The organism is Geomonas propionica (assembly GCF_016458235.1).
GTDB classification, from domain to species: domain Bacteria; phylum Desulfobacterota; class Desulfuromonadia; order Geobacterales; family Geobacteraceae; genus Geomonas; species Geomonas propionica.
Map to the genome: position 1 here is coordinate 171,146 of NZ_JAEMHK010000011.1, position 24,990 is coordinate 196,135.

A 24,990-nucleotide genomic window follows, 5' to 3' on the forward strand; every position below is an offset into this window, starting at 1 on the left:
ATGTATGGATAAGGTCAATCAAGTTTGCTGTTGACAGCCTTGGCGACGAGTATATAAATTACCTACTTTTAACTGGCTTAGGCAGGGGGGCGGATGAAAGAGGGCAATGCCTTGGAGCGCAACGATCTGGCCGGCTATGCGGCCACCAGCGCCACATCCCGCGGACGCAGGTACCACGAGGATTTCAGGGACAACCGTCCCGCCTTTGAAAGGGATCGCGACCGCATCATTCACTGTGCCGCATTCAGGCGTCTGGAGTACAAGACCCAGGTCTTTGTAAATCACGAGGGGGATTACTACCGTACCCGTCTCACCCATTCGCTTGAAGTGGCGCAGATCGGGAAGGGTATCGCGCGCCGGCTCGGCCTGAACGAAGAACTCACCGAGGCGCTGGCCCTCGCCCACGACCTCGGGCACACCCCCTTCGGGCACACCGGCGAGGAGGTGCTGAACCGCCTCATGGAAGGGTGCGGCGGCTTCGAGCACAACCTGCAGTCGCTGCGCGTGGTGGACGAGCTGGAAGAGCGCTATCCCGGCTTCAACGGCTTGAACCTTTCCTGGGAGGTGCGGGAGGGGATCGCCAAGCATTCCTCCCCCTACGATTCCCCGGCCCCCATCTTCGGCGAGTTCCTCCCCGGAATTGTCCCCACTATCGAGGCGCAGCTGATCAACTTCGCCGATGAAATCGCCTACAACAACCACGACATCGACGACGGCCTGAAATCCGGGTACATTAACCTGGGCCAGCTCAAGAAGGCCGAACTGTGGAACGAGGTCCACGAGGGAATCATGTCGCGCTACCCCGACCTGGACGTCGACCGCGGCGTGTGTCAGACCGTGAGCGCGCTGATCGGCGTACTGATCAACGACCTGGTGCAGACCACGGCGGACAATATCGCCAAGCTGAAGATCAAGACCCAGGAGGACCTGAGAAGGGTGAACGTGCCGGTGGTCTCTTTCAGCCCGGCCATGACCGAGCGCAACGCGCAGCTCAAGCGCTTTTTGTTTCAGAACCTGTACCGCCACTACAAGGTAGAGCGGATGCGGGTTAAGGCCGAGCGCTACCTGGCCGAGCTGTTCGAGGTCTACCTGAAGCACCCGACCCTGCTGCCCATGAAGCACCAGGCGAAGATGGAACGCGAAGGGCGTGAGCGCGTGATCTGCGACTACATAGCCGGCATGACCGACCGCTTCGCGCTGGACGAGTTCAAAAAGCTTTTCGAGCCGTACGAGAGGGTCTGAGCTGGTCCTCGCTGCGGAGCTGGCTGTACCCTTTCTGTAAACAAAAAGAATCAACTCTGCGACTTGAACCTGAGCCGAAAGCTGTGATAATAAGGCGCTCGGGAGAACAATATCTGTAGAGGTGATTGGGATGGCTTATCTTGAATGGAGTGACGCGCTGAGCGTCAAGGTGAAGGAGATCGACGAGCAGCACAAGAACCTGGTGGACATGCTGAATGCGCTGCATGACGCGCACATGGCGCGGGCCGGGAAAGAAGCGCAGAAGGAGATCATCGCCTCGATGGTGACCTACGTGGCCAACCACTTCCGAATGGAGGAGGCGTACATGCAGAAGTTCCAGTACCCTGAATTCCTGGCGCACAAAAGGGAGCATGACGAGTTCGCCGCCAAGGCCCTGGATCTGCAGGACCGCGCCGATAACGCCGGGCTCATCTTCACCGCCGAGATCCTGGAATTCCTCAAACGCTGGCTACAGGACCATATCCTGGGGACCGACATGAAGTACTCGGCCCTGTTCAACGCTTCCGGGCTGCGCTAGTTGGGCCAACCCGCACCCTGACCCTCTCCCAGGAGGAGAGGGGAGGTGGACCTAAAATGAAAAAGCCTCTCCCGGTCGATCCGGGGAGGCTTTTTGTTTCTTGCCGTTGCGGCTGCGCTTATTTTACCTTGGGCAGCTCCAGTTTCGGCTCCTTGGCCTGCTTGTAAAGCAGCAGGGTCCGTCCCAGCACCTGCGCCAGTTCCGCCTCGCAGGCGGTGCAGAGTTCTTCCGCGACGCTGTGGCGGTCCATGAGGCAACTCTCCAGCACTTTCACCTTGATCAGTTCATGGCTTGCCAGCGCCTCGATGGTTTCTTTGATCAGGGCCGCGCTGACGTCGCTCTTGCCCACCTGGATCACCGGTTTCAGGCCATGCCCGAGTGCCCGGAGAAATCTCTTCTGCTTTCCTGTCAACATCACATCTTCCTTTTGTACCCATGCAGGCTTTCGGGGCGGGCCCGATACCATGCAAAAAGTCTTCATTATTCCGAGAACGGTGCGAGCTTTATAACATTTTGCCCTTGCTATGGCAAGGACAGTGAAAATGATGTCGTTGAATGTCTTTCAGAGGGGCCGACGCAAGACGGAGTTGCTGCCCGAAAGGGCGTGGGGGCAGGGTGAAAGCATCGGCTGGTTGTGAGTGAAACTTAATCGGATTCCGCCTGATTCAGCCCTCGTTTTTCTTGACTCTGCTGAGCCTCGATGCTAGTTTGTCTCAAATTTATCTGATGCCTTTTAAATTAGCCCCGTGAGGTTAGCAAAGGTGAAGCATAAAGCACTCTTTTACTATCTAACGAAAGAGCCTTTTCGCCCATCTGCGCGGAAAGGCTCTTTTTTAATTACGCGCCCCGGCGCGACCACGTTCAACGACAGGCGCTACGCCGATGACAGGGGGTTATTATGGCTGAAAACACTGTGATACTGGACGGCACCGGCGTTAAAAGGGCCCTGACCAGGATAGCCCACGAAGTACTGGAGAAGAACAAAGGAGTCGAGGGACTCGTACTGGTCGGCATCAGGACCGGTGGGGTGCACCTGGCCCAGGAACTGGGCGCCCGCCTGAGCGAGATCGAAGGGGTCGAGGTGCCGGTCGGCGCGGTGGACATCACCATGTACCGTGACGACATCAAGGGACACCACGAGCACCTGCCGGTCGGCAAGACCGAGCTTCCTTTCTCCGTGGAAGGCAAGAAAGTGGTGCTGGTGGACGACGTCCTCTTCACCGGCCGCACCATCAGGGCGGCCATGGACGCCATCTTTGACCAGGGGCGTCCCGCCTGCATTCAGCTCGCCGTGCTGGTGGACCGCGGGCACCGCGACCTCCCCATCCGTGCCGACTTCGTCGGGCGCAACGTGCCGACCAGCCGCAGCGAGAACATCATGGTCGCCTTCGACGCCGACAACAAGCCGACCGAGGTCATCCTGCAAAAGTAGGGGCGAATAATCATTCGCCCTTGACGGTGCTTCAACTCTTTTAATGTTTTTTACGCGCCACGTACGGTGCGTGGCGCAAAACTAGTTTCTGGGGGGGGACCATGGGTTTCAGGCACAAAGACATCATCGCCCTGAAGGATCTGACCAAAGAGGAGATCGAACTGCTCCTCGACACGGCGGACAACCTAAGCGAGATCAACCAGCGTGACATCAAGAAGGTGCCGACTCTGCGCGGCAAGACGGTGATCAACCTCTTCTACGAGGCCTCCACCAGGACCCGCACCTCCTTCGAGATCGCCGCTAAACGCCTATCCGCCGATGCGGTCAACATCACCGCGTCGACCAGTTCCGTGGTTAAGGGCGAAACCCTCTCCGACACCGCCGCCAACATCCTCGCGATGAAGCCGGACATCATCGTCATGCGCCATTCGGTCTCCGGCGCCCACGAGTACCTCGCCAAGCGCGTTTCCTGCTCGGTGATCAACGCCGGTGACGGCGCGCACGAGCATCCCTCCCAGGGGCTTTTGGACATGCTGACCATGCGCCAGAAGTTCGGCAAATTGGCCGGTCTCAAGGTCGCCATCGTTGGCGACATCACCCACAGCCGCGTGGCCCGCTCCAATATCTACGGCCTCACCACTATGGGCGCACACGTCTTTTTGGCGGGTCCCCCGACCATGATGCCCCCCGGTATCGAGCGTCTGGGCAATGTGACCGTCTGCAAGGACATGCGCGAGGCGGTGGACCAGGCCGACGTGGTCATGATGCTCAGGATCCAGCTGGAGCGCCAGGGCAAGACCCTGGTTCCCAGCATGCGTGAATACTCCCGCTACTTCGGCCTCAACCCCGCCGTGCTCGCCCTGGCCAAGAAGGACGCCATCGTCATGCACCCCGGCCCGATCAACCGCGGCGTGGAGCTTGCCTCCTCGGTTGCCGATTGCGACCAGTCCGCGGTCCTCAAGCAGGTGGAGAACGGCGTCGCCGTCAGGATGGCCATGCTGTACCACGTCTGCGGCGGCGAACCGGTGGAATAAGGGAGAGGCCGTTCTAGGTTCTATGTTCTACGTTCTACGTTGGACATAGACGACGAACCTTTTACGAAATATCGAGAGGCTGTTCTTCGTACTACCCTGCGCCGGGGCCAAGGCCTTTAACGTAGAACCTAGAACGTAGAACATAGAACTTGTTTTTGGAGGTTTGCATGAATCTTCTGATAAAAGGTGGGCGTGTTATCGATCCTTCGCAGGGGATCGACGAAACGATGGATGTGCTTATTGCCGACGGCGTGGTGCTCGAGTTGGGGCAGGGGATTGCTGCACCGGAAGGTACCCAGACCATCGATGCCTCCGGGCTTCTGGTCACCCCGGGCCTGATCGACATGCACGTGCACCTGCGCGATCCGGGCCTCGAATACAAAGAGGACATCGCCACCGGCAGCCGCGCCGCTGCCGCCGGCGGCTTCACCTCGGTCGCCTGCATGCCCAACACTTCTCCCGTGATCGACAACAAGGCTGTCGCCTGCTACGTGGTGAACAAGGCCCAGAGCGAGGCGCTGGTCAATGTCTTCCCGATCGGTTCCATCACCAAGGGGAGCAAGGGAGACAGCCTGGCCGAGATGGGCGATCTTAAAGAGGCGGGCTGCGTGGCAGTATCGGACGACGGCAAACCGGTGTGCAACTCCGAGTTGATGCGCCGCGCCCTCGAGTACGCCAAAGGGGTCGGCATCACCGTGATCTCCCACTCCGAGGATCTCGCCCTGGTGGGTGAGGGGGTGATGAACGAAGGGTTCGTCTCCACCGAACTCGGGCTCAAGGGGATCCCCTGGGCAGCCGAAGATATCGCGGTGGCCCGCGAGGTCTACCTGGCCGAGTTTGCCTGTGCACCGGTGCACATCGCCCACATCTCCACCGCCGGGTCCGCGCGCATCATCCGCAACGCGAAAGCCCGCGGCGTGAAGGTGACCTGTGAGACCGCACCGCACTACTTCAGCCTGACCGACGACGCGGTGCGCGGCTACAACACCAACGCCAAGATGAACCCGCCGCTGAGAGGCGAGTCCGACGTGGCGGCCATGAAGGCGGCGCTTGCCGACGGCACCATCGACGCCATCGCCACCGACCATGCTCCGCACCACCCGGACGAGAAGGACGTCGAGTTTAACGTGGCGCTGAACGGCATCGTCGGCCTGGAAACGTCCCTGCCGCTGTCGCTGAAGCTGGTCGAGGACGGGGTGCTGGATCTTAAAGCGCTGGTTTCGGTGATGTCCTGCAACCCCGCAAAAATCCTCGGGCTGGATCGTGGCACCCTGAGGGTTGGGGCGGTCGGCGACGTCACCGTCATCGATCCGGGCAAGGAGTGGCAGGTGGAAGCGGCCAAGCTTGAATCGAAGTCGAAGAACTCGCCGTTCCTTGGGTGGAAGATGAAGGGGAAAGCGGTCTACACCGTGGTCAAGGGACAGGTGGTGTACCAGGCATAAGGATGTTCTCCTCCCCCTCCCTTGACGGGAGGGGGCAGGGGGGTGGGTGAAGCCGCAAGCAGAGCAAGTTGTGGCACCTACCCCCACCCCCTAACCCCCTCCCGCGAGGGGAGGGGGACAGATTTAAAACTCGCGTCTTTTGGCGCGGCAGAAATATAACGGATTCGGGAGAAGATACATGAAAGCAGTGCTAGCTCTGGCGGACGGCCGGATTTTCAAAGGGAAGGCCTTCGGCGCAACGGGCGAAACCAGCGGCGAGGTGGTGTTCAACACCGCCATGTCGGGCTACCAGGAAGTGCTCACCGACCCCTCGTACAAGGGGCAGATGGTCACCATGACCTACACCCAGATCGGGAACACCGGGATCAACCCCGAGGACATCGAGAGCAACCAGCTCTACCTCTCCGGCTTCATCGTGCGCGAGTACCTCGATTGCTACTCCAACTACCGCGCCACCATGAGCCTGGACGCCTACTTGAAGGAGAACGGCGTCGTGGGCATCCAGGGGATCGACACCCGCGCCCTGACCCGGCACCTGCGCGACAAGGGTGCCCAGAACGGCATCATCTCCACCATCGACTTCGATCCGGAGAGCCTGGTGAAAAAGGCCCGCGCCATCCCGTCCATGAGCGGCCTCGACCTCGCCACCGGCGTTACCTGCTCCGCCCCCTACCACTGGACCCAGGGGCTGTGGGACCTGCAGACCGGCTACCCGGAAGTCGACAAGAGGGACCTGAAGTACAAGGTGGTCGCCTACGACTTCGGCATCAAGCTGAACATCCTGCGCTGCCTAGTCTCCGCAGGCTGCGACGTGACCGTGGTGCCGGCTACTTTCCCGGCCGAGTCGGCGCTCGCCATGAACCCTGACGGCATCTTCCTCTCCAACGGCCCGGGCGACCCCGAGCCAATGAAGGAAGTCATCGAGAACATCAAGAAGTTCGTGGGCAAGAAGCCGATCTTCGGCATTTGCCTCGGCCATCAGCTCCTGGGGCTCGCTCTCGGCGGCCGTACCGTCAAGCTGAAGTTCGGCAACCACGGCTCCAACCTTCCGGTCATGGACATCGCCACCAAGAAGGTCGAGATCACCGCCCAGAACCACGGTTTCTCGGTCGACATCCTCTCGCTCGCCAACGTCGCCGGTCTCGCCCACGAGAACCTGAACGACCAGACCGTCGAGGGAATGGCGCACAAGAGCCTGCCGATCTTCTCGGTGCAGCACCACCCCGAGGCGTCCCCGGGGCCGCACGACTCGCACTACCTGTTCGACAGGTTCGTGGAGATGATGGAGAAGCATAAAGGGTAATAAACCTTCCCCCCTCCCAGCCTCCCCCCTCCGGGGGGAGGGGCGAAGAGTCCCCGCCCCCGGAGGGGTAGGGGTAGGGAGGGGGAAGCTGTTCAGTGAGAAGTTGAAGGAAGCGGCTGTAGGTTGATGAAATTTTTAGAGCTTTATGAAAATGGCGAGCTGTCCCGGCGCATCAAGATGGCCTACGCCCGTCTGGCCGCTTGCGACCTCTGCCCCCATGCCTGTGGTGTGAACCGGATGGCGGGGGAGACGGGGCTGTGTGAAAGCGGTAAGGAAGTCCGGATCGCCTCCGCCAACGTACACCGCGGCGAGGAACCGCCCATCTCCGGCACCAAGGGCTCCGGCACCATCTTCCTTTCGGGATGCACCCTAAACTGCAAGTTCTGCCAGAACTTCCCGATCAGCCAGCTTCGAAACGGCACCGACCTTACGGCGGGGCAGTTGGCGGACAAGATGGTGGGGCTGCAGAAGAAGGGCGTGCACAACATAAACTTCGTCACGCCGACCCACTTCACGCCGCAGATCCTGGCTGCGCTCTATCTCGCCATCCGCAAGGGATTCCGGATTCCCATCGTGTGGAACACGAGCGGTTACGAGAGGCTCGATACGCTGGCCCTGCTGGACGGCGTGGTAGATGTCTACCTGCCCGACATGAAGTACTGCTGCAACGATGTCGCCATAAAGCTCTCTGGCGCAAAGGGATATACCGAGGCGAACCGGCTGGCCCTGCCCGAGATGCTGCGGCAGGTGGGGCATCTGGAATGCGACGAGGACGGCATTGCCGTGCGCGGGTTGATCGTGCGGCACCTGGTGCTGCCGCTCCGGCAGGCGGGGAGTCCCGAGACGCTGGCCTGGATCGCCGAGCACCTCGGCACGGAAACGCACATCGCTCTGATGAGCCAGTATTTCCCGGCCCACGCCGCCGCGCAGACGCCGGGGATAGAGAGAAGGATCACCAGCGAAGAGTACGCCGAAGCGGTCGAAGCGCTGGAAGAACTGGAACTGGAAAACGGGTGGGTGCAGGACGAACCCCTGGGCGAATGATTATTCGCCCCTACAACGGCACAACCTGCAGACAATTTGTGATCCTTCGCCAAGGAGCTCGCACCTGTAGGGGCGAATAATCATTCGCCCGCCTTTAAAGATTCGCTTTCGACGGAACGTGTTTAATAAAGAGTAAATGGAGTGATTTACAATGCCTAAACGCACAGACATCAAGAAGATCCTCATCATCGGCGCGGGCCCGATCGTCATCGGCCAGGCGTGCGAGTTCGACTACTCCGGCACCCAGGCCTGTAAGGCCCTCAAGGAGGAGGGATACGAGGTAGTCCTCCTCAACTCGAACCCGGCAACCATCATGACCGACCCGGACTTCGCCGACGCCACCTACATCGAACCGGTGACCCCGGAGGTGCTGGCCAGGATCATCGAGAAGGAGCGCCCGGACGCGGTGCTCCCGACCCTGGGCGGCCAGACCGCGCTCAACACCGCCGTTGCAGTGGCCGAGAACGGCACCCTGGAGAAATTCGGGGTGGAACTGATCGGCGCTAAGCTCCCGGCCATCAAGATGGCGGAGGACCGCACCCTGTTCAAGGAGGCGATGGTGCGTATCGACCTCGCCGTGCCGAGGTCCGGTCTGGCGCACAACTACCAGGAGTCGATGGACGTCATCAAGTACGTCGGCTTCCCGGCCATCATCCGTCCTTCCTTCACCCTGGGCGGCACCGGCGGCGGCATCGCCTACAACATGGAAGAGTACGAGCGCATGTCCATGGCCGGCATCGAGGCTTCCCCGACAGACGAGATCCTGGTCGAAGAATCCCTGATCGGCTGGAAGGAGTACGAGCTCGAGGTGATGCGCGACACGGCCGACAACGTCGTGATCATCTGCTCCATCGAGAACTTCGACGCCATGGGCGTCCACACCGGCGACTCCATCACCGTGGCCCCGGCACAGACGCTGACCGACAAGGAATACCAGATCCTGCGCGACGCTTCGCTCAAGATCATCCGCGAGATCGGCGTCGACACCGGCGGGTCGAACATCCAGTTCGGCATCAACCCGAAAAACGGCCGCCTCATCGTCATCGAGATGAACCCGCGCGTTTCCCGCTCCTCGGCGCTCGCCTCCAAGGCAACCGGCTTCCCGATCGCCAAGATCGCCGCCAAGCTCGCTGTCGGTTACACCCTGGACGAGATCACCAACGACATCACCAAGGAGACCCCGGCCTGCTTCGAGCCGACCATCGACTACGTGGTGACCAAGATCCCGCGCTTCACCTTCGAGAAGTTCCCGGCAGCCGACGCGACCCTCACGACCCAGATGAAGTCGGTGGGCGAGGTGATGTCCATCGGCCGCACCTTCAAGGAGAGCTTCCAGAAGGCTCTACGCTCCCTGGAGATCGGCTCCTGCGGCTTCGAGTCCCGCTTCTTCGGCGTGGGCGGCGACACCCGCCGCGCCCTCACCGAAAAAGAGCGCAACCTGCTCCTGGACAAGCTCAGGACCCCCAACTGCGACCGCCTCTGGTACGTCGGCGACGCCTTCCGCTGCGGCATGACCGTGGAGGAGATCTACGCCCTCACCGCCATCGATCCCTGGTTCCTGCACAACATCCGCCAGATCATCGAGATGGAGGAGTGCCTGAAAGAGGCCGACCTCAAGGCGGGCGGTGACGTCCTGCGCGACACCCTTTGGGACGCCAAGCGCTACGGCTTCTCCGACAAGTACCTCGCACAGCTCTGGAAGATCACCGAGGGTGAGGTTCGCCAACTGCGCCTCTCCGTCGGCGTGAAGCCCGTCTTCAAGCGGGTTGACACCTGCGCCGCCGAGTTCGTGGCCCACACCCCGTACCTCTACTCGACCTATGAGGAGGAGTGCGAGGCGGAGCCGACCGACCGCAAAAAGATCATCATCCTGGGCGGCGGACCGAACCGCATCGGGCAGGGGATCGAATTTGACTACTGCTGCGTGCACGGTGTCTTCGCCCTCTCCGAGGACGGCTACGAGACCATCATGGTCAACTGCAACCCGGAGACTGTCTCCACCGACTACGACACCTCGGATCGCCTCTACTTCGAGCCGCTCACCTTCGAGGACGTGCTCAATATCGTGGACGTCGAAAAGCCGACCGGCGTCATCGTGCAGTTCGGCGGCCAGACCCCGCTGAAACTCGCCGTCGCCCTTGAGAAAGCCGGCGTACCCATCATCGGCACCTCGCCGGACGCAATCGACCGCGCCGAGGACCGCGAGCGTTTCCAGGAGATGTTGCAGAAGCTGAACCTGCGCCAGCCGGAGAACGGCACCGCCCGCTCCTTCGAGGAGGCCGAGGCCGTCGCCGACCGCATCGGCTACCCCGTCGTGGTTCGTCCTTCTTACGTGCTGGGCGGCCGCGCCATGGAGATCGTCTACGACGTCGATAACCTGCGCCGTTACATGCACACCGCGGTGCAGGCTTCCCCGGAGCACCCGATCCTGATCGACAAGTTCCTGGACGAGGCGATCGAGATCGACGTGGACGCCCTGTGCGACGGCAAGGTCGCCGTCATCGGCGGCATCATGGAGCACATCGAGGAGGCCGGCATCCATTCCGGCGACTCGGCCTGCTCGCTGCCGCCGTACTCCATCTCCCCGGAGATCGTCGAGGAGATCAGGCGCCAGACCAAGGTGATGGCGCTCGAGCTGAACGTGAAGGGCTTGATGAACGTCCAGTACGCCGTCAAGGACAACGACATCTACATCATCGAAGTCAACCCGCGCGCCTCGCGCACCTCGCCCTTCGTCTCCAAGGCGACCGGCAGGCCGCTGGCGAAGATCGCGGCGCGCGTCATGGCCGGCAAGTCCCTGGCCGAACTCGGCGTCACCGAAGAAATCATCCCGACGCACATCTCCGTGAAAGAGTCCGTCTTCCCGTTCGCCAAGTTCCCCGGCGTCGACACCATCCTCGGACCGGAGATGAAGTCCACCGGCGAGGTCATGGGCATCGGCGACACCTTCGCCAAGGCCTACGCCAAGGCCCAGATGGGCGCCAACGTGAAACTGCCGACCACCGGTAAAGTCTTCATATCAGTGAAAGACTTGGACAAAAAACATATTGTCAGCGCGGCAAAAAGACTGTATGATCAGGGCTTCGAATTGGTCGCCACGCGCGGCACCGCGAGCTACCTGCAGGAAAAGGGTATTCCGGTCCAGGTGGTCAATAAGGTACTCGAAGGCCGTCCCCACATCGTGGATGCGATCAAGAACAACGAGATCTGCATGGTGATCAACACCACCCACGGGGCCCAGGCGGTAGCGGATTCCTACTCGATCCGCAGGAACACCCTGATCAACAACGTCGCCTACTACACGACGGCATCGGGGGCACGGGCCGCGGTTGACGGCATCATTGCCACGGCGCAGTCCAAGCTGGAAGTGAAGTCCATCCAGGAATATCTGAAGTAACCGACTGGGGAGCGCCGCACAAGGCGCTCCCTTTCCAAATCCAGCACATGCAGCGCAGCGGGGGGCCTCCAGGCCCCCCTATAAGTTCATCAAGGAGCAAAACACGATGTCTCAGACAGTTCCATTGACCAAGGAGAGTTACGAGGCCCTGCAAGAGGACCTCAAACGCCTGATTAAGGAAGAGCGCCCCAAGGTAATCCAGGATATCGCAGAGGCCAGGGCACACGGCGATCTCTCTGAAAATGCGGAGTACGATGCGGCCAAGAACCGTCAGGGTTTCATCGAGGGGCGCATATTGGAGCTGCAGGACAAACTGGCGAGGGCCTACGTGGTAGACCTGTCCAACCTGAAGCCGGACAAGGTGGTCTTCGGCGCCACGGTCACCGTGTACGATACCGCGACCGAGGAAGAGATCACCTACAAGATCGTCGGTGAAGACGAGGCCGACATCAAGCTGGGCAAGATCTCCTGCACCTCGCCGGTGGGCAAGGCGCTGATCGGGCACAAGTTGGACGACTCCGTCCGTGTCAGCGTCCCTTCCGGGATGAAGGAATACGAGATCATCGAGATTCGCTACGAATAGCAGCAGCACTCACTCGTTTCGCACCACAACCAACATGCGCGCCAGCGCGTGACCAGGAGGATTTACATGGCTCAGGTAACCAAGGACATGACTTTTGCCGCAGTAATGAGGATGCACCCGGACGTCGTCAAGGTGCTTGCTAAATACAACCTCGGCTGCATCGGCTGCATGGGCGCTCAGAACGAGTCCCTCGAGCAGGGCTGCGCCGCCCACGGCATCAGCGTCGACGCCATCGTCGCCGACCTCAACAAGATCTTCGAATAACAAGACCGGCGCCCGGGGCACACTCCGGGCGCCTTTCTTTTACCTCCCATGCCGATCATAACGCTCGCACCAGACGGGTCGCTCAAGCTTCCGGAACAGCTCAGGGATTCCCTGAAGCTCAATCCAGGCGATCAAGTCAGCGTCGAGATCGTCGACGGCGCTCTCCGCGTTGCCAGGCACGTCCCGGCCCCCAAGCCCGCCAAACCCGTTAAGCCCGCACCAACCGCTCTAGTTTCCGTCCCCGAAGAACTGAAAAACCCGATGACCGTGATCAAGGGGGTAGGGCCCAAGCTCGCCGATATTCTGGCTAAAAAGGGGATCGCGACCGTCGAGGACGCCCTGTTCCTCCTTCCCAACCGCTATGAGGACCGGCGCCAGCTAAAGCGGATCGCTGAATTGCGCCCGGGAAACTCCGAGGCCTTCTTCGCCACCGTAGTCTCCGCCGAGGCGCAGGTCACCAAGGGGGGGCGACGCTACTTTGAGGCGATCGTCAGGGACGAGACCGGCAGCCTGCCACTCAAGTGGTTCCACTTCCATCCCCAGTTTCTTAAGAAGCAGTTTGTCGCCGGCCGGCGCGGCATCTTCATCGGAGACGTTGCCCAGTTCGGTTTTCAGCGCGAGATGCATCACCCCGAGGTTGAGTGGGCCGGCGAAGGGGAGGATATCGAGCAGGTCATGGCGCGGGACCCTGAGAACTTCGGCCGGATCCTCCCCGTGTACCCGCTTACCGAGGGGGTGAGCCAGAAGGTCATGCGCCGCATCATGCGCGACGCCGTGCCGCGCTACAGCCGTTACGTGAAAGAGGCGTTACCGGAAGACCTCCTGCGCCGGCATCGCCTCCTGAGCCTCCCGGTGGCGCTCAGGGAGGCGCACCAGCCTGACCCGTCCAGTTCGCTTGCCGATCTAAACAGCGGGCGCTCGGCGGCACATCGTTCGCTCGCCTTCGACGAACTGTTCTTCCTGCAACTTGGCCTCGCCATGAAGAAGCGGGGCGTCGCGCTCGAAGACGGCATCAGCTTCCAGGTCAGCCACCGCTACACCAAAGAACTGCTGAAACTGCTCCCCTTCAGCCTGACCGGTGCGCAGAAGCGGGTCCTCTCCGAGATCAAGGAGGACATGATCGCGCCGCACCCGATGCACCGCCTGGTGCAAGGGGACGTCGGCTGCGGCAAGACCCTGGTGGCTCTCATGGCTGCCCTCATCTGCGTCGAGAACGACTACCAGGTCGCCATCATGGCCCCGACGGAACTTCTGGCCGAGCAGCACTACCTGAACATCCACGGCTACTGCGAGAAGCTCGGCATCTCCGTTGCCCTTTTGACCGCCAGCATCAAGGGGAAGAACGACACCCTGGAGAAAATTGCCTCAGGTGAGACCCGCATCGTCGTGGGGACCCATGCCGTGATCCAGGACAAGGTCGAGTTCCACCGGCTGGGGCTGGGCATCATCGACGAACAGCACCGCTTCGGCGTCGTGCAGCGCGCGCTCTTGAAGAAGAAGGGGGCGAACCCGGACATTCTGGTGATGACGGCCACGCCGATCCCGCGCACATTATCCATGACCGTTTTCGGCGACCTTTCCCTCTCGGTGATCGACGAATTGCCACCGGGCCGGACCCCGATCGAGACCCGCATGGTGCGCGAGTCGCGCCGCCGCGAGATCTACTCCCTGGTGCGCGAGGAAGTGGGGAAGGGGAGGCAGACCTACGTCATCTACCCGCTGGTCGAGGAATCGGAAAAGATCGACCTGAAGGCCGCCGTGCAGATGGCCGAGCACCTGGCCCAGGAGGTGTTCCCGGACCTGCGCGTGGCCGTGCTGCACGGCAGGATGAGCGCCGCGGAGAAGGAAGCTGTGATGAAGGGATTCAAGGCGGGCGAAACCGATATCCTGGTTTCCACCACCGTCATCGAGGTGGGCATCGACGTCCCCAACGCGACGGTGATGGTGATCGAGCACGCCGAGCGCTTCGGGCTCTCGCAGTTGCATCAGTTGCGCGGCAGGGTAGGGCGCGGCAGCGAGCGCTCGCGCTGCATTTTGTTAGCAGGCGACAAGCTTTCCGAGGACGGCCAGAAGCGGTTGGAAGTGATGGTGCAGAGTTCTGACGGCTTCGTCATCGCCGAAGCGGACCTGCAGATCCGCGGCCCCGGCGACTTCCTGGGGACCCGGCAGGCGGGCCTGCCGGAGTTGCGCGTTGCGGACATCCTGCGCGACGGCGGCGTGCTGGAACAGGCGCGCAAGGAGGCTTTCGCCCTTGTCGACAAGGATCCTGAGCTGGAGCAGTCAGGGCATGAACGGCTGCGCGGAGAGCTGATGCTTCGTTGGGGTGGGCGACTGGAGTTGGCGTCAATCGGATGAGGTTCTACTTCCAGTTCTCGTGGTAGGGGTACCTCAGTAGTGATAGCGAAGTTGTGCAATCATCACGGCGTCGTCTTCAACTTTGTAGATAATGCGGTGTTCCTCGTTTATTCTGCGGGACCAGTAGCCTGAAAGTGCATGTTTAAGCGGCTCTGGTTTTCCGATCCCCTCATGCGGTGTTCTTTGGATCTCTCTGATAAGAGTGTTGATTCGCTTGGCAACTTTCTTGTCGACGCCTTGCCAATAGAGATAATCCTCCCAAGCAATTTCAGAGAAGATCAGCTTCACTCGATCAACTCTCTTTCGGTACCCTTGCCCGTTTCAAGCTGCGCGATAGACTCCAGCAGGCGTCGAGCGTTCTTCGGGCTTCTAAGGAGATAAGCAGTTTCTTCAAGGGCTTCGTAGTCATCCAGAGACATCATCACCACGGGCTTCGCCGCCTTTCGGGTGATGATTATGGGAGCATGGTCATCGCAAACCTTTTCCATCGTCTCTGCGAGATTGCTGCGGGCCGAGCTGTAAGTAATCGTATTCATAGCCTTCCTCTTTTGTTGGCTGTACCACTAACGGTACAATACGATATGTCGCGCCTCAAGTCAAATGCTGGCATTAAAAAGGCTGAGAACATGCAGGCAGTAGTGGGGGCAGCCGGGGGCGGCGAGGCCGGAACGCCTTGGGCTTCTTTCGAGCAGATAGAGAGACATTTGTGGAGGAACTGATACAGACATGGTCACGGTTGATGGAGTCACCTTTTTAGGCCGCAACGCCGATGGCGGCAGCGTGAAGTTGCTGGATGGCATCTCCTTCTCCGCCAAGGCGGGGGAGATAACCGCCATCATCGGGCCGTCAGGGGGCGGGAAGAGTACGCTGATCCGGCTGATCAACCGGCTCACGGAGCCGAGCGGCGGACGCATCTCGGTCGCCGGGGTCGACATCGGCACCATGGACCCGCTTCAGTTGCGGCGGTTGGTGGCGCTGGTGCCGCAGAAGCCGTTCATGTTCGAGGGGACGGTCCTCGACAACCTTCAGATGCCCTTTCGTTACCGGCACGAGGCTGGACCTGCCGCACAAAGCGCCGAGGTCGCCGAGGTGCTCACCCTGGCGCGGCTGGATCGGGAACTGCTGGAACGCGACGCGCGCTCGCTGTCGCTGGGACAACAGCAGCGGGTGGGCGTGGCCCGGGCCCTGATCACCAAGCCCCAGGTGCTCCTGCTGGACGAGCCGACCAGCGCGCTGGACCGCAGAACCTCGGACGAACTCGCCGCTACCCTACGTGAGATCTGCCACGGCAGGAACCTCACCATGATCATGGTGACTCACGATCTGCGCCTGACCGAAAAGGTGGCCGACTACTGCTTCTACCTGGAAGCGGGACGAATCCTCGAGCAGGGGAGGGCTGCCGAGTTGCTGGCGCACCCGGTCACAGCAGAACTGAAGAGGTTTCTGTCGGAACCTTCGGGCCAGGAGGGGTGATGGATAATCAAGGATTGGTGAACCTCGGCATCCTGGATCTCGTTGTCGCCTACAGCCTGGTGCTGCTCGCCATCGGGCTCGGCAAACTGAAGCGGATCGGCCAGGAAGGGCAGATGCTCTGGGCTTCCCTCCGTATGGTGTTCCAGTTGCTGGCCGTGGGTTATCTGCTCCATTTCATCTTCGCCGTGCAGCACCCGCTGCCGGTACTGGCGATCCTGCTGGTCATGGGCGGGTTTTCGCTGCAGGTGATCGGCTCGCGCATCAAGCGCAAGATGCCACGTTTCTACCAGGTGGTGGGGACGGCACTCTTGATCGGCTGCGGGGGCGTCACCTTCGTCTTCTGCTCTCTCGTCGTCCACTATTCCCCCTGGTACGATCCCCGCTACCTGATCCCACTGGCCGGAATGATCATCGGCAACTCGATGAACGGCGCGAGCCTCGCCGCCGAGCGCCTGGGCGCGGAGATGCGCGAGCGGCACGAGGAGATAGAGACCGCGCTCTGCCTAGGGGCAAGTGCTCGGCAGGCGGCGACACCGTCGCTGCGAAACGCTTTTCGCGCCGCCATCATGCCGACGACCAATACAATGGCCGCCATGGGGATCGTATCCCTTCCCGGGATGATGACGGGCCAGATTCTTTCGGGGACCGAGCCGATGGTTGCGGTACGCTACCAGATAGCTATCATGTGCGCCATAACTGGCGCCGTCGCCATCACAGCCTACCTCATTGTCATGCAGGGGTACCGGAGTTACTTCACTAAGGCGCAGCAATTGGATATGGGGTGGGAATAAAGGGCGGCGGTTCTAGAACCTCCATGTTGCAGGTACGAACGTTCGTGTTGCGTGTTTAACGTCCATGTTGCGGGTTCGAACGTCCATGTTGCATGCCCGAATTACAATATTGCGGGTCCGAACGTTCGTGTTGCGGGTTCGAACGTCCATGTTGCAGGCCCGAACTACCATGTTGCGGCTTAGAACCTCCATGTTGCGGCTGAGAACCTCCATGTTGCAGGCTGGAAGTTGCACGTTGGAGCACTGATGTTGCAGGTGCAGGGCGTGGGAGCCTGTTGGCAAGGACGATCGTGAGGGGCGATGTTCAGGCCAAGCAGCCGAGGTGGCTGGATGATGAAAAAGGGGGCGCTGCATATAGCCAGCGCCCCCTTCTCGCGTCACGTCGATTGAAATTAATGGATTGAAGTTATACGCAGGCCTTGATGTCAGCCACCAGGTTGGCGACCTCATCGACCTTGGTGTCCCAGGAGCACATGAAGCGGGCGCCGCCCGAACCGATGAAGGTGTAGAAGTGCCAGCCGCGGGCTCTGAGCCTTTCCAGCGCCTCCGGCTCCATTTCCAGGAAGACGGAGTTGGCCTGGCTTTCGAACATGATGCTGACCTGCGGTATCTTCTTGATCTCGTTGGCTAAAAGTCGTGCGCAGCTGTTGGCGTGGGTCGCGTTTCTGAGCCAGGCGCCACTTTCCAACATCCCGATCCAGGGAGCGGTGAGAAAACGCATCTTGGACGCCAACTGTCCGGCCTGCTTGCAGCGGTAGTCAAATTCGTGGGCCAGTGCCTTGTTGAAGAAGACCACCGCCTCTCCAACGGCGAAGCCGTTCTTGGTCCCGCCGAAGGTGAGGACGTCAACCCCCGCCTGCCAGCTGATCTCCTTGGGTGCGACGTTCAGGGATGCCACGGCGTTGGCGAATCGGGCGCCGTCCATGTGCACCCGCAGGTCGAACCTTTTCGCTAGTTCTCCAATCGCCTGTAACTCCTCCACGGAGTAGAGCGTGCCCAACTCAGTGGCCTGGGTGATGCTCAAGGCGCGCGCCTTGGGGTAATGGATGTCGCTGCGCTTGGTTATGGTGTGCTCGACCGCATCGAGGTTGATCTTGCCGTTGTCGCCGGGCACCAAAAGCACCTTGGTGCCGTTGGAAAAGAACTCGGACGCGCCGCACTCGTCGGTCTCGATGTGCGCCATCTCGTGGCAGACGATGGAGTGGTAGGACTGGCACAGCGATGCCAGCGCAAGGGAGTTAGCGGCTGTGCCGTTGAAGACGAAGAAAACCTCGCAGTCGGTTTCGAAAACCTCCCGGATCTTCTCGCACGCCTGTGCGGTCCAGCGGTCGTCGCCGTAGGAGCTGGCCAGTCCGCTGTTGGCCTCCGCCATCGCCTGCCACGCCTCGGCGCAGATCCCTGCGTAGTTGTCGCTGGCAAAGTGGTGCTTGAGCTCGCTGTGATCCCCTGTGTTTATCATTGCTTCCCCTTTTGGCGCCGCAGGTGCGCGTTGTGCGTGTTGTCTCGGTATGGCTAGGCCAAAAAAATTATTACAAGGCGAAACCGGTGTCAACCGATAACTTACCGGTCACCCTTCGGCAGCGACGCTTACGCCGGCTGCGCTCACGGCGCCGTCGGGGATCAGTTCGGAAACGATCATCCCCGCGAGGATCAGGACTGCACCGAGGAACCCGAGGAACCCGAGCCTTTCCCCCGCCGCATAGTAGGCGTAGGCGGCGGCGAATACGGGCTCGGTGCAGAAGATAAGGGCAGTGTGAGCGGGGCTGATCCACTTCTGCATGGTGGTCTGCACCAGGAAGGCGAAGATGGTCGCTATCAGCACGCAGACCACCAGGGTCCAGAACAGTTCCGGGTGCCAGATGAAGACTTCTTGGCCGCGCAACCCGGCGGAGGCAAGGCTCAAGATGCCTACCACCGACAGCTGCAAGGTGGTGAGCAGGTAGACGTCGCTGTCGGCGTGGCGGGCGAAATGGCTTGTGTAGAGAAGATGCAGCGCGACGCATGCTCCGCAGATCGCTCCTAGAATGTCGCCGATGTTGAAGCTTAGGCTGCCGTCGGTGCAGAGCAGGAACAGCCCGGGTGTGGCGAGACCGACTCCCCACCGGATGCCAGGGCCGACGGTGTGTCGGAAGATGGCCGCTCCGAACAGCGGCACGAGGAGGACGCTGAGGCCGGTCAAAAAGCCCGTGTTCGAGGCACTGGTGTACTTCAAGGCGACGGTCTGGAAGGCGTAAGATGCAAATAAAAGAATTCCAAGAATGATTCCGTGTGTGAATAATCTAATTGTTATTCTATTAGTGCGCGTTAAAGCAAAGGGAAGCATGATTGCAGCGGCTATTAAAAATCTCTGAGACAGAAAAACGAAGACGTCAACCTTACTGATCGCGTCCTTCACCACGGTGAAAGTTACGCCCCAGAAGAACGTCGTTATCAAAAGAAGTATACCCGCACGAAATTTTTTCATAGATGACAAAGTAATTTTGACCTCATAAAACCTTGAATTCACTAAATTGTGGTATGACAAGTTAACATGAGCTTAAAACGAGCGCAACGCCAAATTAATAAGTGGTTGACAAGAGGGTGGAATAGCTTTAAAAGTATGCGGCGAAAAGCTAAATGGTGTATGCCGTTTAATATTAAAGAGAATTTAGGGAGGAAGCATGAAAGCACTTCGTACTCTGACTGCAGTTTTGGCTTTGGGACTCTGTTTTGTCTCCGCGGCTTTCGCCGCACCGAAGGCGATCACCGTCGCGTCTGACGCAACCTGGCCGCCGATGGAGTTCGTTGACGCCAACAAGAAGATCGTCGGTTTCGACATCGATTTCATGACCGCTGTCGCCAAAGAGGCCGGCCTGCAGGTTACCTTCAAGAACACCGCTTGGGACGGCATCTTCGCCGGCGTGGAAGCGGGCCAGTACGACGCCATCATCTCCTCGGTCACCATCACCCCGGAGCGTCAGGCCAAGTACGACTTCACCAACCCGTATGTCCAGATCGGCCAGATCCTCGTCGTGCCCAAGGCTGAGAAGGGTGCCAAGATTGCGGACCTGAAGGGCAAGAAGGTCGGCGCACAGATCGGCACCACCGGCGCCATGGAAGTCAAAAAGGTTGCGGGCGTCGAGCTGAAGACCTATGACGAAGTCGGCCTGGCCTTCGAGGACATGGCTGCCGGCCGCATTGCCGGCGTCGTCTGCGACGAGCCGACCGCCATCACCTACGCTCTCCAGAAGAAGGAGTACAGCTCCAAGTTCAAGATCGTGGGCAAGTCCTTCACCAAGGAGGCTTACGGCATCGTGGTCAAGAAGGGGAACAAGGACCTGGTGGCCCAGTTGAACAAGGGGATCGCGGCGGTTCAGAAGAAGAAGATCGACACCCAGCTCAAGAAGAAGTGGCAGCTTAAGTAACACCTCAAAAGCTCCTGCAGAACGGACCACTACTCGAACGTAGTAACCGATTCTGCGGGAGCTTTCTATAACAGCCAGCAGCATAGCAGTGCATCAACAAGCGCCGGCAGTAGCCGGTACGGGATGGTAACAGGACAGCATGAGTACTGAAGCAAAAAAACAGATTATTGATGTAGGTGACGGCGCCGCCATTCCGCGCAAAAGCGACCGCGGCCTGTTCACCGCCTGGCGCATAGCGTTCTTCGGCGCCATTGGCACCATTTTCTACCTGGCTTACACCAAGCCGGACCCGTACCTCAACATTCTCAAGTTCGTTCCCGACGGCATCGCTGTTACCTTCCAGGTGACCCTCGGGGCGATCGTGCTCGCCATCGTCATCGGCCTGGTGACCGGTCTGGGCCGGATCTCCAAGAACCGCCTCTTCAACGGCGCCGCCTCCCTTTATGTGGAAGTAATCCGCGGCATCCCGCTACTGGTGCAGATCTTCTACATCTACTACGCACTGGGCACCATCGTGAAGGTCCCCGCCGTCCTTTCCGCCATCATCGCCATGGCCGTCTGCTATGGCGCCTATATGGGGGAGGTGGTACGCGCCGGGATCGAGTCCATCGCCAAGGGACAGCGCGAGGCGGCCCTGTCGCTCGGGATGAACGGTCGTCAGACCATGATTCACGTCATCCTACCCCAGGCGGTCAAGGTCATCCTCCCGCCGGTGGGCAACGAATTCATCGCCCTCTTGAAGGACTCCTCGCTGGTCTCCATCATCGCCGTCGCCGACCTTTTGCGTCGCGGCCGCGAGTACGCCTCCGAGTCCTTCACCTATTTTGAGACCTACACGATCATCGCGCTGATCTACCTGATCATCACCTTGTTCTTCTCGAAGATCATCGGCGTAATGGAGGAGCGTGTCAGTGTCAATAAATAGCCGCAGGAAAATGGTAGAGGCGAAAGAGATCATCAAGGTCTACGGTTCTTTCCGTGCCCTGGACCGGGTCTCCCTGGATGTATTCGACGGCGAAAAGGTTGTCATCATCGGACCTTCCGGTTCGGGCAAATCGACCCTGCTGCGCTCCATCAACAGGCTCGAGGAGATCGACCGCGGCACCATCGTCGTGGACGGCATGGACCTTTACGATCCCAAGACCGACATCAGCAAGGTGCGCGAGGAAGTGGGCATGGTGTTCCAATCCTTCAACCTCTTTCCGCACAAGACCGTGCTGGAGAACCTAACCCTCGCCCAGATCGTGGTGCGCAAACGCTCGAAGCATGAGGCCGAGGAGAAGGCCATGGCGCTTCTGGAGCGCGTAGGGCTTGCCGCCAAGGCGAAGTCGTACCCGGGCAAGCTCTCCGGCGGGCAGCAGCAGCGCGTCGCCATCGCGCGTTCGCTCGCCATGGACCCGAAGCTCATGCTGTTCGATGAGCCGACTTCCGCGCTCGACCCCGAGATGATCGGGGAGGTGCTCGACGTCATGAAGGATCTCGCCAAGGACGGTATGACCATGGCCGTGGTTACGCACGAGATGGGTTTCGCCCGCGAGGTCGCCGACCGTGTCATTTTCATGGACGCGGGTCGCATCGTGGAGGAGGGGACGCCAGAGCACTTCTTCACCGCGCCCACGCACGAGCGCGCCAAATTGTTTTTGAGCCAGATATTATGATTTATCGCTGGCCCCTGCGTCAGCAGGGGCCAGTTCTGTATCCGCGTTTTTTCATTCCGTAAAAGGAAAGGGGGGATCAGTTTCTTCTCTGTACCGGGCAACACAGTTTAAAAATGCTGTAATGCAATTACTACACAACGAGGAGGCAGTATGAAAAAAAGCAACAAGAAGCTGTTAGTAGTAGCCATCGCAACCGCTCTCACCGCAGCATCCGCAAGCTCCGCTCTCGCTCTCGAGAACCAGTTCAGCGGCGCATTCACCACGTTCTTCGATGTCGGCAACTTTGCAGGCAGCGGGACCCTCGAGAAGAATGCACCGACCGCCAACTACTTCGTACAGCGTTTCCGTCTCGGCTACACTGCCAAGGCTGACGACCATGTCAAACTCGTAACCAAGTTCGAGTTCGACTACAACTACTGGGGCAACAGCTCCTACGTCGACAAACGTGGTGGCGGCGGCGCCCTCGGTGCTGACTCCGTCAACATGGAGACCAAGCACATCTACCTCGACCTGAACTACCCGCAGATCAACGCAAAGATCGGTATGCAGCCGTACAACGACTCCTTCAAAGGGATCCTGTTCGACGCCGACATGGCCGGTGTGCTCCTCTCCCACGACTACTCCAACGCCAGCATCGCCGCCGGTTACTTCCGTTTCCACGACTCCGCTGATGGCGGCAAAGACGGCGTGACCCTCGGCAAGAACACCTTCGACATGTACTCCCTCGACGGCAAGTACAACATCAGCAAGGATCTCTCCGTCGGCGCAGCCTACTACTTCATCCGCGACCAGCACACCCCGGGTCTGTACACCGTGTTCCCGGACGCCAAGGTTCACACCTTCGGCCTGAACGCTGCCGGCAACTTCGGCCCGGTGGCCCTGACCGCGTTCGCAGCCAAGCAGGCAGGCGAGATTACCACCAATGTTGACGCCAAAGGCTACGCTTTGAACGTTGGCGTCAAGATCCCGCTGGCAGGCGGCACCGCCCGCTCCGAGTTCCTCTACGTTTCCGGCGGCAAGAACGCCTTCTACGTACCGGCTTCCGACAACGGCTTCACCGAGGGTGGCCAGTTCTACGACTCCGAGATGATCATGCTGGGCCGCGACAAGTACGCGACCACCATTGACAACGCCATCATCTATGACGTGAACAACAACGACGAAGGCGTCATCATGGGCACCCTCGGCTATGACTACACCTTCAACGACAAGGTATCCGCCAGCGCCAACGCCGGCTTCGCTGCCGTTGCCAAGGATCTCAACAACACCGAAAGCAAGTACCTCGGTACCGAGATCAATGCTGAAGCCTACTACAAGCTCACCGCAAACGTAACCCTCGGCGCACGTGCCGGTTATCTGTTCCTTGGCGACCACTTCAAGACTCTTGATGCTGACAACCCGTGGGATGCAAAACTCATCGTCAAGTACAACTTCTAAGACAGATACTTTCTCCTCTCCGGCTTGAACTGAGCCGGAGAGGGAGAATTCAGTGCCACTGTCTTGACAATCGAGTAGTGACAATTAGAATCTGTTGACGTACTGAAGCTGGACCTAACAATGAGATCAATCAACCTAAGGAGGTAGTCTGCATGAATTTTAAGAAGATCAGTGCGTTGCTGCTCGTGGCAATGCTCGCAGTCGGCGCATTCGGCTGCAAGAAGAAGGAAGAGGCCAAAGAGGGCGCTGCTCCGGCCGCCGCTCCGGCTGGCAACACCATCAAAATCGGCTTCCTCGGCGCTCTCACCGGCGACGTGGCGATGTTCGGCAAGCCGACCCTCGAAGGCATGAAGATGGCTGCCGACGAGATCAACGCTGCCGGCGGCATTCAGGGCAAGAAGATCGAGATCGTTGAAGCCGACAACCGCGGCGACAAGCAGGAAGGCGCTTCTGTCACCCAGAAGTTCATCTCCCGCGACAACGTCACCGCCATCGTTGGCGACCCGACCACCGGCATCACCAAGGTTGCCGCTCCGATCGCGCAGAAAGCAGGCGTTGTGCTTCTCTCCGCAGGCGCAACCGGCCCGGGCGTCGTCGAAGTGGGCGACTTCATCTTCCGCGACACCCTGCTCGACTCCATCGCCATCCCGGCCTGCATCGAGTACTTCGCGAAAGACCTCGGCTTCAAGAAAGTTGCCATCGTGACCTCCGACAACAATGACTACTCCGTCGGTCTGTCTCAGACCTTCCGCGATGCGGCTGCCAAGGTTTCGTCCATCAAGATCGTTGCTGACGAGAAAGTGAAAGACGGCGACAAGGACTTCTCCGCTCAGATCACCAACATCAAGAGCAAGAAGCCGGATGTCATCCTGTTCTCCGGTTACTACACCGAAGGCGCTCTCATCATGAAAGAGGCCCGCAAACAGGGTCTGAAGGCTCCGATGTTCGGCGGCGACGGCCTGTTCTCCCCGAAATTCATCGAGCTGGGCGGCCCGGCCGTCGAGGGCTCCATGTCCGCTCTGGGCTTCTCCACCGAGCAGGCAGCTCCTGCTACCGCCAAGTTCATCGAGGCGTTCAAAGCCAAGCACAACGGCGAGCTCCCGGGCCTGTTCGACGCCCAGGGCTACGACGCTGTGATGCTGCTGGTTGATGCCATGAAGCGTGGCAACAGCGTTGACCCGAAAGTCTTCAAAACCGCTCTGGCACAGACCAAGAAGTTCGAAGGCGTTTCCGGCACCATCAGCATGCAGGCTAACCGCGAGCCGATCAAGAGCCCGCTGAGCCTCCTCGCAGTCAAGGACGGCAAGTTCGTCCTCAAGGCAAAAGTACCCGTCAAAATGGACTAATGCTGAAATCGCAGTACCGACGGCCCCTGTTTCGGCAGGGGCCGTTTTTTTTACCTGAAAAGCTTCAACGCAAATGCGCAAGGGTAAACCTTCAAATCGTTTAACAGGGATAAAAGGGATAAAAGGGATAAGACTTGAATCTAAAATCTCATTGGCTTCAAGACTTAAAGTCTGAGCTATCTTCACTTTTGAGGACACACCATATATCCTAACGGACCAGGAGGGTGTGTCATGAGATCGAATCGCA

General features: G+C 59.8%; 23 protein-coding genes. 18 read left to right on the plus strand and 5 right to left on the minus strand.

From position 1 onward, the window contains the following. Positions 1–93 precede the first annotated feature (93 nt). Positions 94–1,242 (plus strand): deoxyguanosinetriphosphate triphosphohydrolase, encoded by a 1,149-nt coding sequence (locus tag JFN90_RS15190; protein WP_199395969.1) that lies wholly within the window; start codon positions 94–96, stop codon positions 1,240–1,242. Between the two features lie 130 nt (positions 1,243–1,372). After that, complete coding sequence (locus JFN90_RS15195; protein WP_199395970.1) at positions 1,373–1,780, plus strand: bacteriohemerythrin; 408 nt, start codon at positions 1,373–1,375, stop codon at positions 1,778–1,780. Positions 1,781–1,898: 118 nt separating this feature from the next. Here JFN90_RS15195 and yhbY read toward each other — a convergent pair whose 3' ends face one another. Then, positions 1,899–2,195, minus strand: a complete 297-nt coding sequence (gene yhbY / locus JFN90_RS15200; RefSeq protein WP_199395971.1) for a ribosome assembly RNA-binding protein YhbY — start codon at positions 2,193–2,195, stop codon at positions 1,899–1,901. A gap of 483 nt (positions 2,196–2,678) precedes the next feature. Here yhbY and pyrR point away from each other — a divergent pair, with 483 nt between their 5' ends. From pyrR to recG, 9 genes are all read left to right on the plus strand, one after another. Then, a complete protein-coding gene (gene pyrR, locus JFN90_RS15205) occupies positions 2,679–3,212 on the plus strand; it encodes a bifunctional pyr operon transcriptional regulator/uracil phosphoribosyltransferase PyrR (RefSeq protein WP_199395972.1) in 534 nt (177 codons plus the stop codon). Between the two features lie 101 nt (positions 3,213–3,313). Continuing rightward, positions 3,314–4,246, plus strand: coding sequence for an aspartate carbamoyltransferase catalytic subunit (locus JFN90_RS15210; RefSeq protein ID WP_199395973.1), 933 nt, complete (start codon positions 3,314–3,316; stop codon positions 4,244–4,246). A 167-nt stretch (positions 4,247–4,413) separates the two neighbouring features. Beyond that, positions 4,414–5,688: a dihydroorotase gene (locus JFN90_RS15215; protein WP_199395974.1), complete on the plus strand. Its 1,275-nt coding sequence runs from the start codon at positions 4,414–4,416 to the stop codon at positions 5,686–5,688. Positions 5,689–5,866: 178 nt separating this feature from the next. Continuing rightward, positions 5,867–6,991 carry a glutamine-hydrolyzing carbamoyl-phosphate synthase small subunit gene (gene carA / locus JFN90_RS15220; RefSeq protein ID WP_199395975.1) on the plus strand — a complete coding sequence of 375 codons (1,125 nt, stop codon included), beginning with the start codon at positions 5,867–5,869 and terminating at the stop codon, positions 6,989–6,991. 126 nt (positions 6,992–7,117) lie between these two features. Then, on the plus strand, positions 7,118–8,035 hold the full coding sequence (locus JFN90_RS15225) for a radical SAM protein (RefSeq protein ID WP_199395976.1): 918 nt from the start codon (positions 7,118–7,120) through the stop codon (positions 8,033–8,035). Positions 8,036–8,186: 151 nt separating this feature from the next. Next, the gene (carB, locus tag JFN90_RS15230; RefSeq protein WP_199395977.1) at positions 8,187–11,432 is read left to right on the plus strand and encodes a carbamoyl-phosphate synthase large subunit; all 3,246 of its coding nucleotides are present in this window, start codon (positions 8,187–8,189) and stop codon (positions 11,430–11,432) included. A 106-nt stretch (positions 11,433–11,538) separates the two neighbouring features. Next, on the plus strand, positions 11,539–12,015 hold the full coding sequence (gene greA, locus JFN90_RS15235) for a transcription elongation factor GreA (protein ID WP_199395978.1): 477 nt from the start codon (positions 11,539–11,541) through the stop codon (positions 12,013–12,015). 66 nt (positions 12,016–12,081) lie between these two features. Further along, on the plus strand, positions 12,082–12,279 hold the full coding sequence (locus tag JFN90_RS15240; protein WP_199395979.1) for a DUF1858 domain-containing protein: 198 nt from the start codon (positions 12,082–12,084) through the stop codon (positions 12,277–12,279). A gap of 48 nt (positions 12,280–12,327) precedes the next feature. Further along, a complete protein-coding gene (gene recG, locus JFN90_RS15245; RefSeq protein WP_199395980.1) occupies positions 12,328–14,634 on the plus strand; it encodes an ATP-dependent DNA helicase RecG in 2,307 nt (768 codons plus the stop codon). A gap of 33 nt (positions 14,635–14,667) precedes the next feature. Here recG and JFN90_RS15250 read toward each other — a convergent pair whose 3' ends face one another. Continuing rightward, positions 14,668–14,922 carry a Txe/YoeB family addiction module toxin gene (locus tag JFN90_RS15250; RefSeq protein ID WP_199395981.1) on the minus strand — a complete coding sequence of 85 codons (255 nt, stop codon included), beginning with the start codon at positions 14,920–14,922 and terminating at the stop codon, positions 14,668–14,670. Further along, complete coding sequence (gene yefM, locus JFN90_RS15255; RefSeq protein ID WP_199395982.1) at positions 14,919–15,170, minus strand: YoeB-YefM toxin-antitoxin system antitoxin YefM; 252 nt, start codon at positions 15,168–15,170, stop codon at positions 14,919–14,921. The genes JFN90_RS15250 and yefM overlap by 4 nt, the downstream gene beginning before the upstream one ends. Positions 15,171–15,360: 190 nt before the next feature. Here yefM and JFN90_RS15260 point away from each other — a divergent pair, with 190 nt between their 5' ends. Both JFN90_RS15260 and JFN90_RS15265 read left to right on the plus strand, forming a co-directional pair. Further along, positions 15,361–16,107 carry an ABC transporter ATP-binding protein gene (locus tag JFN90_RS15260; protein WP_199395983.1) on the plus strand — a complete coding sequence of 249 codons (747 nt, stop codon included), beginning with the start codon at positions 15,361–15,363 and terminating at the stop codon, positions 16,105–16,107. Then, entirely contained in the window at positions 16,107–16,898 is a 792-nt protein-coding gene (locus JFN90_RS15265) for an ABC transporter permease (protein ID WP_199395984.1), read from the plus strand. Before JFN90_RS15260 ends, JFN90_RS15265 begins: the two co-directional genes overlap by 1 nt. A 406-nt stretch (positions 16,899–17,304) precedes the next feature. Here the strand turns inward: JFN90_RS15265 and JFN90_RS15270 are convergent, their stop codons facing one another. Both JFN90_RS15270 and JFN90_RS15275 read right to left on the minus strand, forming a co-directional pair. After that, the gene (locus tag JFN90_RS15270; protein WP_199395985.1) at positions 17,305–18,357 is read right to left on the minus strand and encodes a threonine aldolase family protein; all 1,053 of its coding nucleotides are present in this window, start codon (positions 18,355–18,357) and stop codon (positions 17,305–17,307) included. Between the two features lie 108 nt (positions 18,358–18,465). Beyond that, complete coding sequence (locus JFN90_RS15275; RefSeq protein ID WP_199395996.1) at positions 18,466–19,362, minus strand: DMT family transporter; 897 nt, start codon at positions 19,360–19,362, stop codon at positions 18,466–18,468. 196 nt (positions 19,363–19,558) lie between these two features. On the opposite strand from JFN90_RS15275, the gene JFN90_RS15280 reads away from it, so the two are divergent. From JFN90_RS15280 to JFN90_RS15300, 5 genes are all read left to right on the plus strand, one after another. Beyond that, positions 19,559–20,302, plus strand: coding sequence for a basic amino acid ABC transporter substrate-binding protein (locus tag JFN90_RS15280; protein ID WP_199395986.1), 744 nt, complete (start codon positions 19,559–19,561; stop codon positions 20,300–20,302). A 139-nt stretch (positions 20,303–20,441) separates the two neighbouring features. Then, a complete protein-coding gene (locus JFN90_RS15285) occupies positions 20,442–21,227 on the plus strand; it encodes an amino acid ABC transporter permease (protein WP_199395987.1) in 786 nt (261 codons plus the stop codon). After that, positions 21,214–21,960, plus strand: coding sequence for an amino acid ABC transporter ATP-binding protein (locus JFN90_RS15290; RefSeq protein ID WP_328755748.1), 747 nt, complete (start codon positions 21,214–21,216; stop codon positions 21,958–21,960). The genes JFN90_RS15285 and JFN90_RS15290 overlap by 14 nt, the downstream gene beginning before the upstream one ends. Before the next feature lie 150 nt (positions 21,961–22,110). Then, on the plus strand, positions 22,111–23,397 hold the full coding sequence (locus JFN90_RS15295; RefSeq protein ID WP_199395988.1) for a porin: 1,287 nt from the start codon (positions 22,111–22,113) through the stop codon (positions 23,395–23,397). Positions 23,398–23,549: 152 nt separating this feature from the next. After that, positions 23,550–24,743 (plus strand): ABC transporter substrate-binding protein, encoded by a 1,194-nt coding sequence (locus JFN90_RS15300; RefSeq protein ID WP_199395989.1) that lies wholly within the window; start codon positions 23,550–23,552, stop codon positions 24,741–24,743. The last annotated feature ends 247 nt before the right edge of the window (positions 24,744–24,990 follow it).

What these genes read in the sequence shown, in the direction of transcription:
- JFN90_RS15190 (WP_199395969.1), top strand. Translation starts at nt 94, where the DNA reads ATGAAAGAGGGCAATGCCTTGGAGCGCAACGATCTGGCCGGCTATGCG.
- JFN90_RS15195 (WP_199395970.1), top strand. Translation starts at nt 1,373, where the DNA reads ATGGCTTATCTTGAATGGAGTGACGCGCTGAGCGTCAAGGTGAAGGAG.
- yhbY (WP_199395971.1), bottom strand. Translation starts at nt 2,195, where the DNA reads ATGTTGACAGGAAAGCAGAAGAGATTTCTCCGGGCACTCGGGCATGGC.
- pyrR (WP_199395972.1), top strand. Translation starts at nt 2,679, where the DNA reads ATGGCTGAAAACACTGTGATACTGGACGGCACCGGCGTTAAAAGGGCC.
- JFN90_RS15210 (WP_199395973.1), top strand. Translation starts at nt 3,314, where the DNA reads ATGGGTTTCAGGCACAAAGACATCATCGCCCTGAAGGATCTGACCAAA.
- JFN90_RS15215 (WP_199395974.1), top strand. Translation starts at nt 4,414, where the DNA reads ATGAATCTTCTGATAAAAGGTGGGCGTGTTATCGATCCTTCGCAGGGG.
- carA (WP_199395975.1), top strand. Translation starts at nt 5,867, where the DNA reads ATGAAAGCAGTGCTAGCTCTGGCGGACGGCCGGATTTTCAAAGGGAAG.
- JFN90_RS15225 (WP_199395976.1), top strand. Translation starts at nt 7,118, where the DNA reads ATGAAATTTTTAGAGCTTTATGAAAATGGCGAGCTGTCCCGGCGCATC.
- carB (WP_199395977.1), top strand. Translation starts at nt 8,187, where the DNA reads ATGCCTAAACGCACAGACATCAAGAAGATCCTCATCATCGGCGCGGGC.
- greA (WP_199395978.1), top strand. Translation starts at nt 11,539, where the DNA reads ATGTCTCAGACAGTTCCATTGACCAAGGAGAGTTACGAGGCCCTGCAA.
- JFN90_RS15240 (WP_199395979.1), top strand. Translation starts at nt 12,082, where the DNA reads ATGGCTCAGGTAACCAAGGACATGACTTTTGCCGCAGTAATGAGGATG.
- recG (WP_199395980.1), top strand. Translation starts at nt 12,328, where the DNA reads ATGCCGATCATAACGCTCGCACCAGACGGGTCGCTCAAGCTTCCGGAA.
- yefM (WP_199395982.1), bottom strand. Translation starts at nt 15,170, where the DNA reads ATGAATACGATTACTTACAGCTCGGCCCGCAGCAATCTCGCAGAGACG.
- JFN90_RS15260 (WP_199395983.1), top strand. Translation starts at nt 15,361, where the DNA reads ATGGTCACGGTTGATGGAGTCACCTTTTTAGGCCGCAACGCCGATGGC.
- JFN90_RS15265 (WP_199395984.1), top strand. Translation starts at nt 16,107, where the DNA reads ATGGATAATCAAGGATTGGTGAACCTCGGCATCCTGGATCTCGTTGTC.
- JFN90_RS15270 (WP_199395985.1), bottom strand. Translation starts at nt 18,357, where the DNA reads ATGATAAACACAGGGGATCACAGCGAGCTCAAGCACCACTTTGCCAGC.
- JFN90_RS15275 (WP_199395996.1), bottom strand. Translation starts at nt 19,362, where the DNA reads ATGAAAAAATTTCGTGCGGGTATACTTCTTTTGATAACGACGTTCTTC.
- JFN90_RS15280 (WP_199395986.1), top strand. Translation starts at nt 19,559, where the DNA reads ATGAAAGCACTTCGTACTCTGACTGCAGTTTTGGCTTTGGGACTCTGT.
- JFN90_RS15285 (WP_199395987.1), top strand. Translation starts at nt 20,442, where the DNA reads ATGAGTACTGAAGCAAAAAAACAGATTATTGATGTAGGTGACGGCGCC.
- JFN90_RS15295 (WP_199395988.1), top strand. Translation starts at nt 22,111, where the DNA reads ATGAAAAAAAGCAACAAGAAGCTGTTAGTAGTAGCCATCGCAACCGCT.
- JFN90_RS15300 (WP_199395989.1), top strand. Translation starts at nt 23,550, where the DNA reads ATGAATTTTAAGAAGATCAGTGCGTTGCTGCTCGTGGCAATGCTCGCA.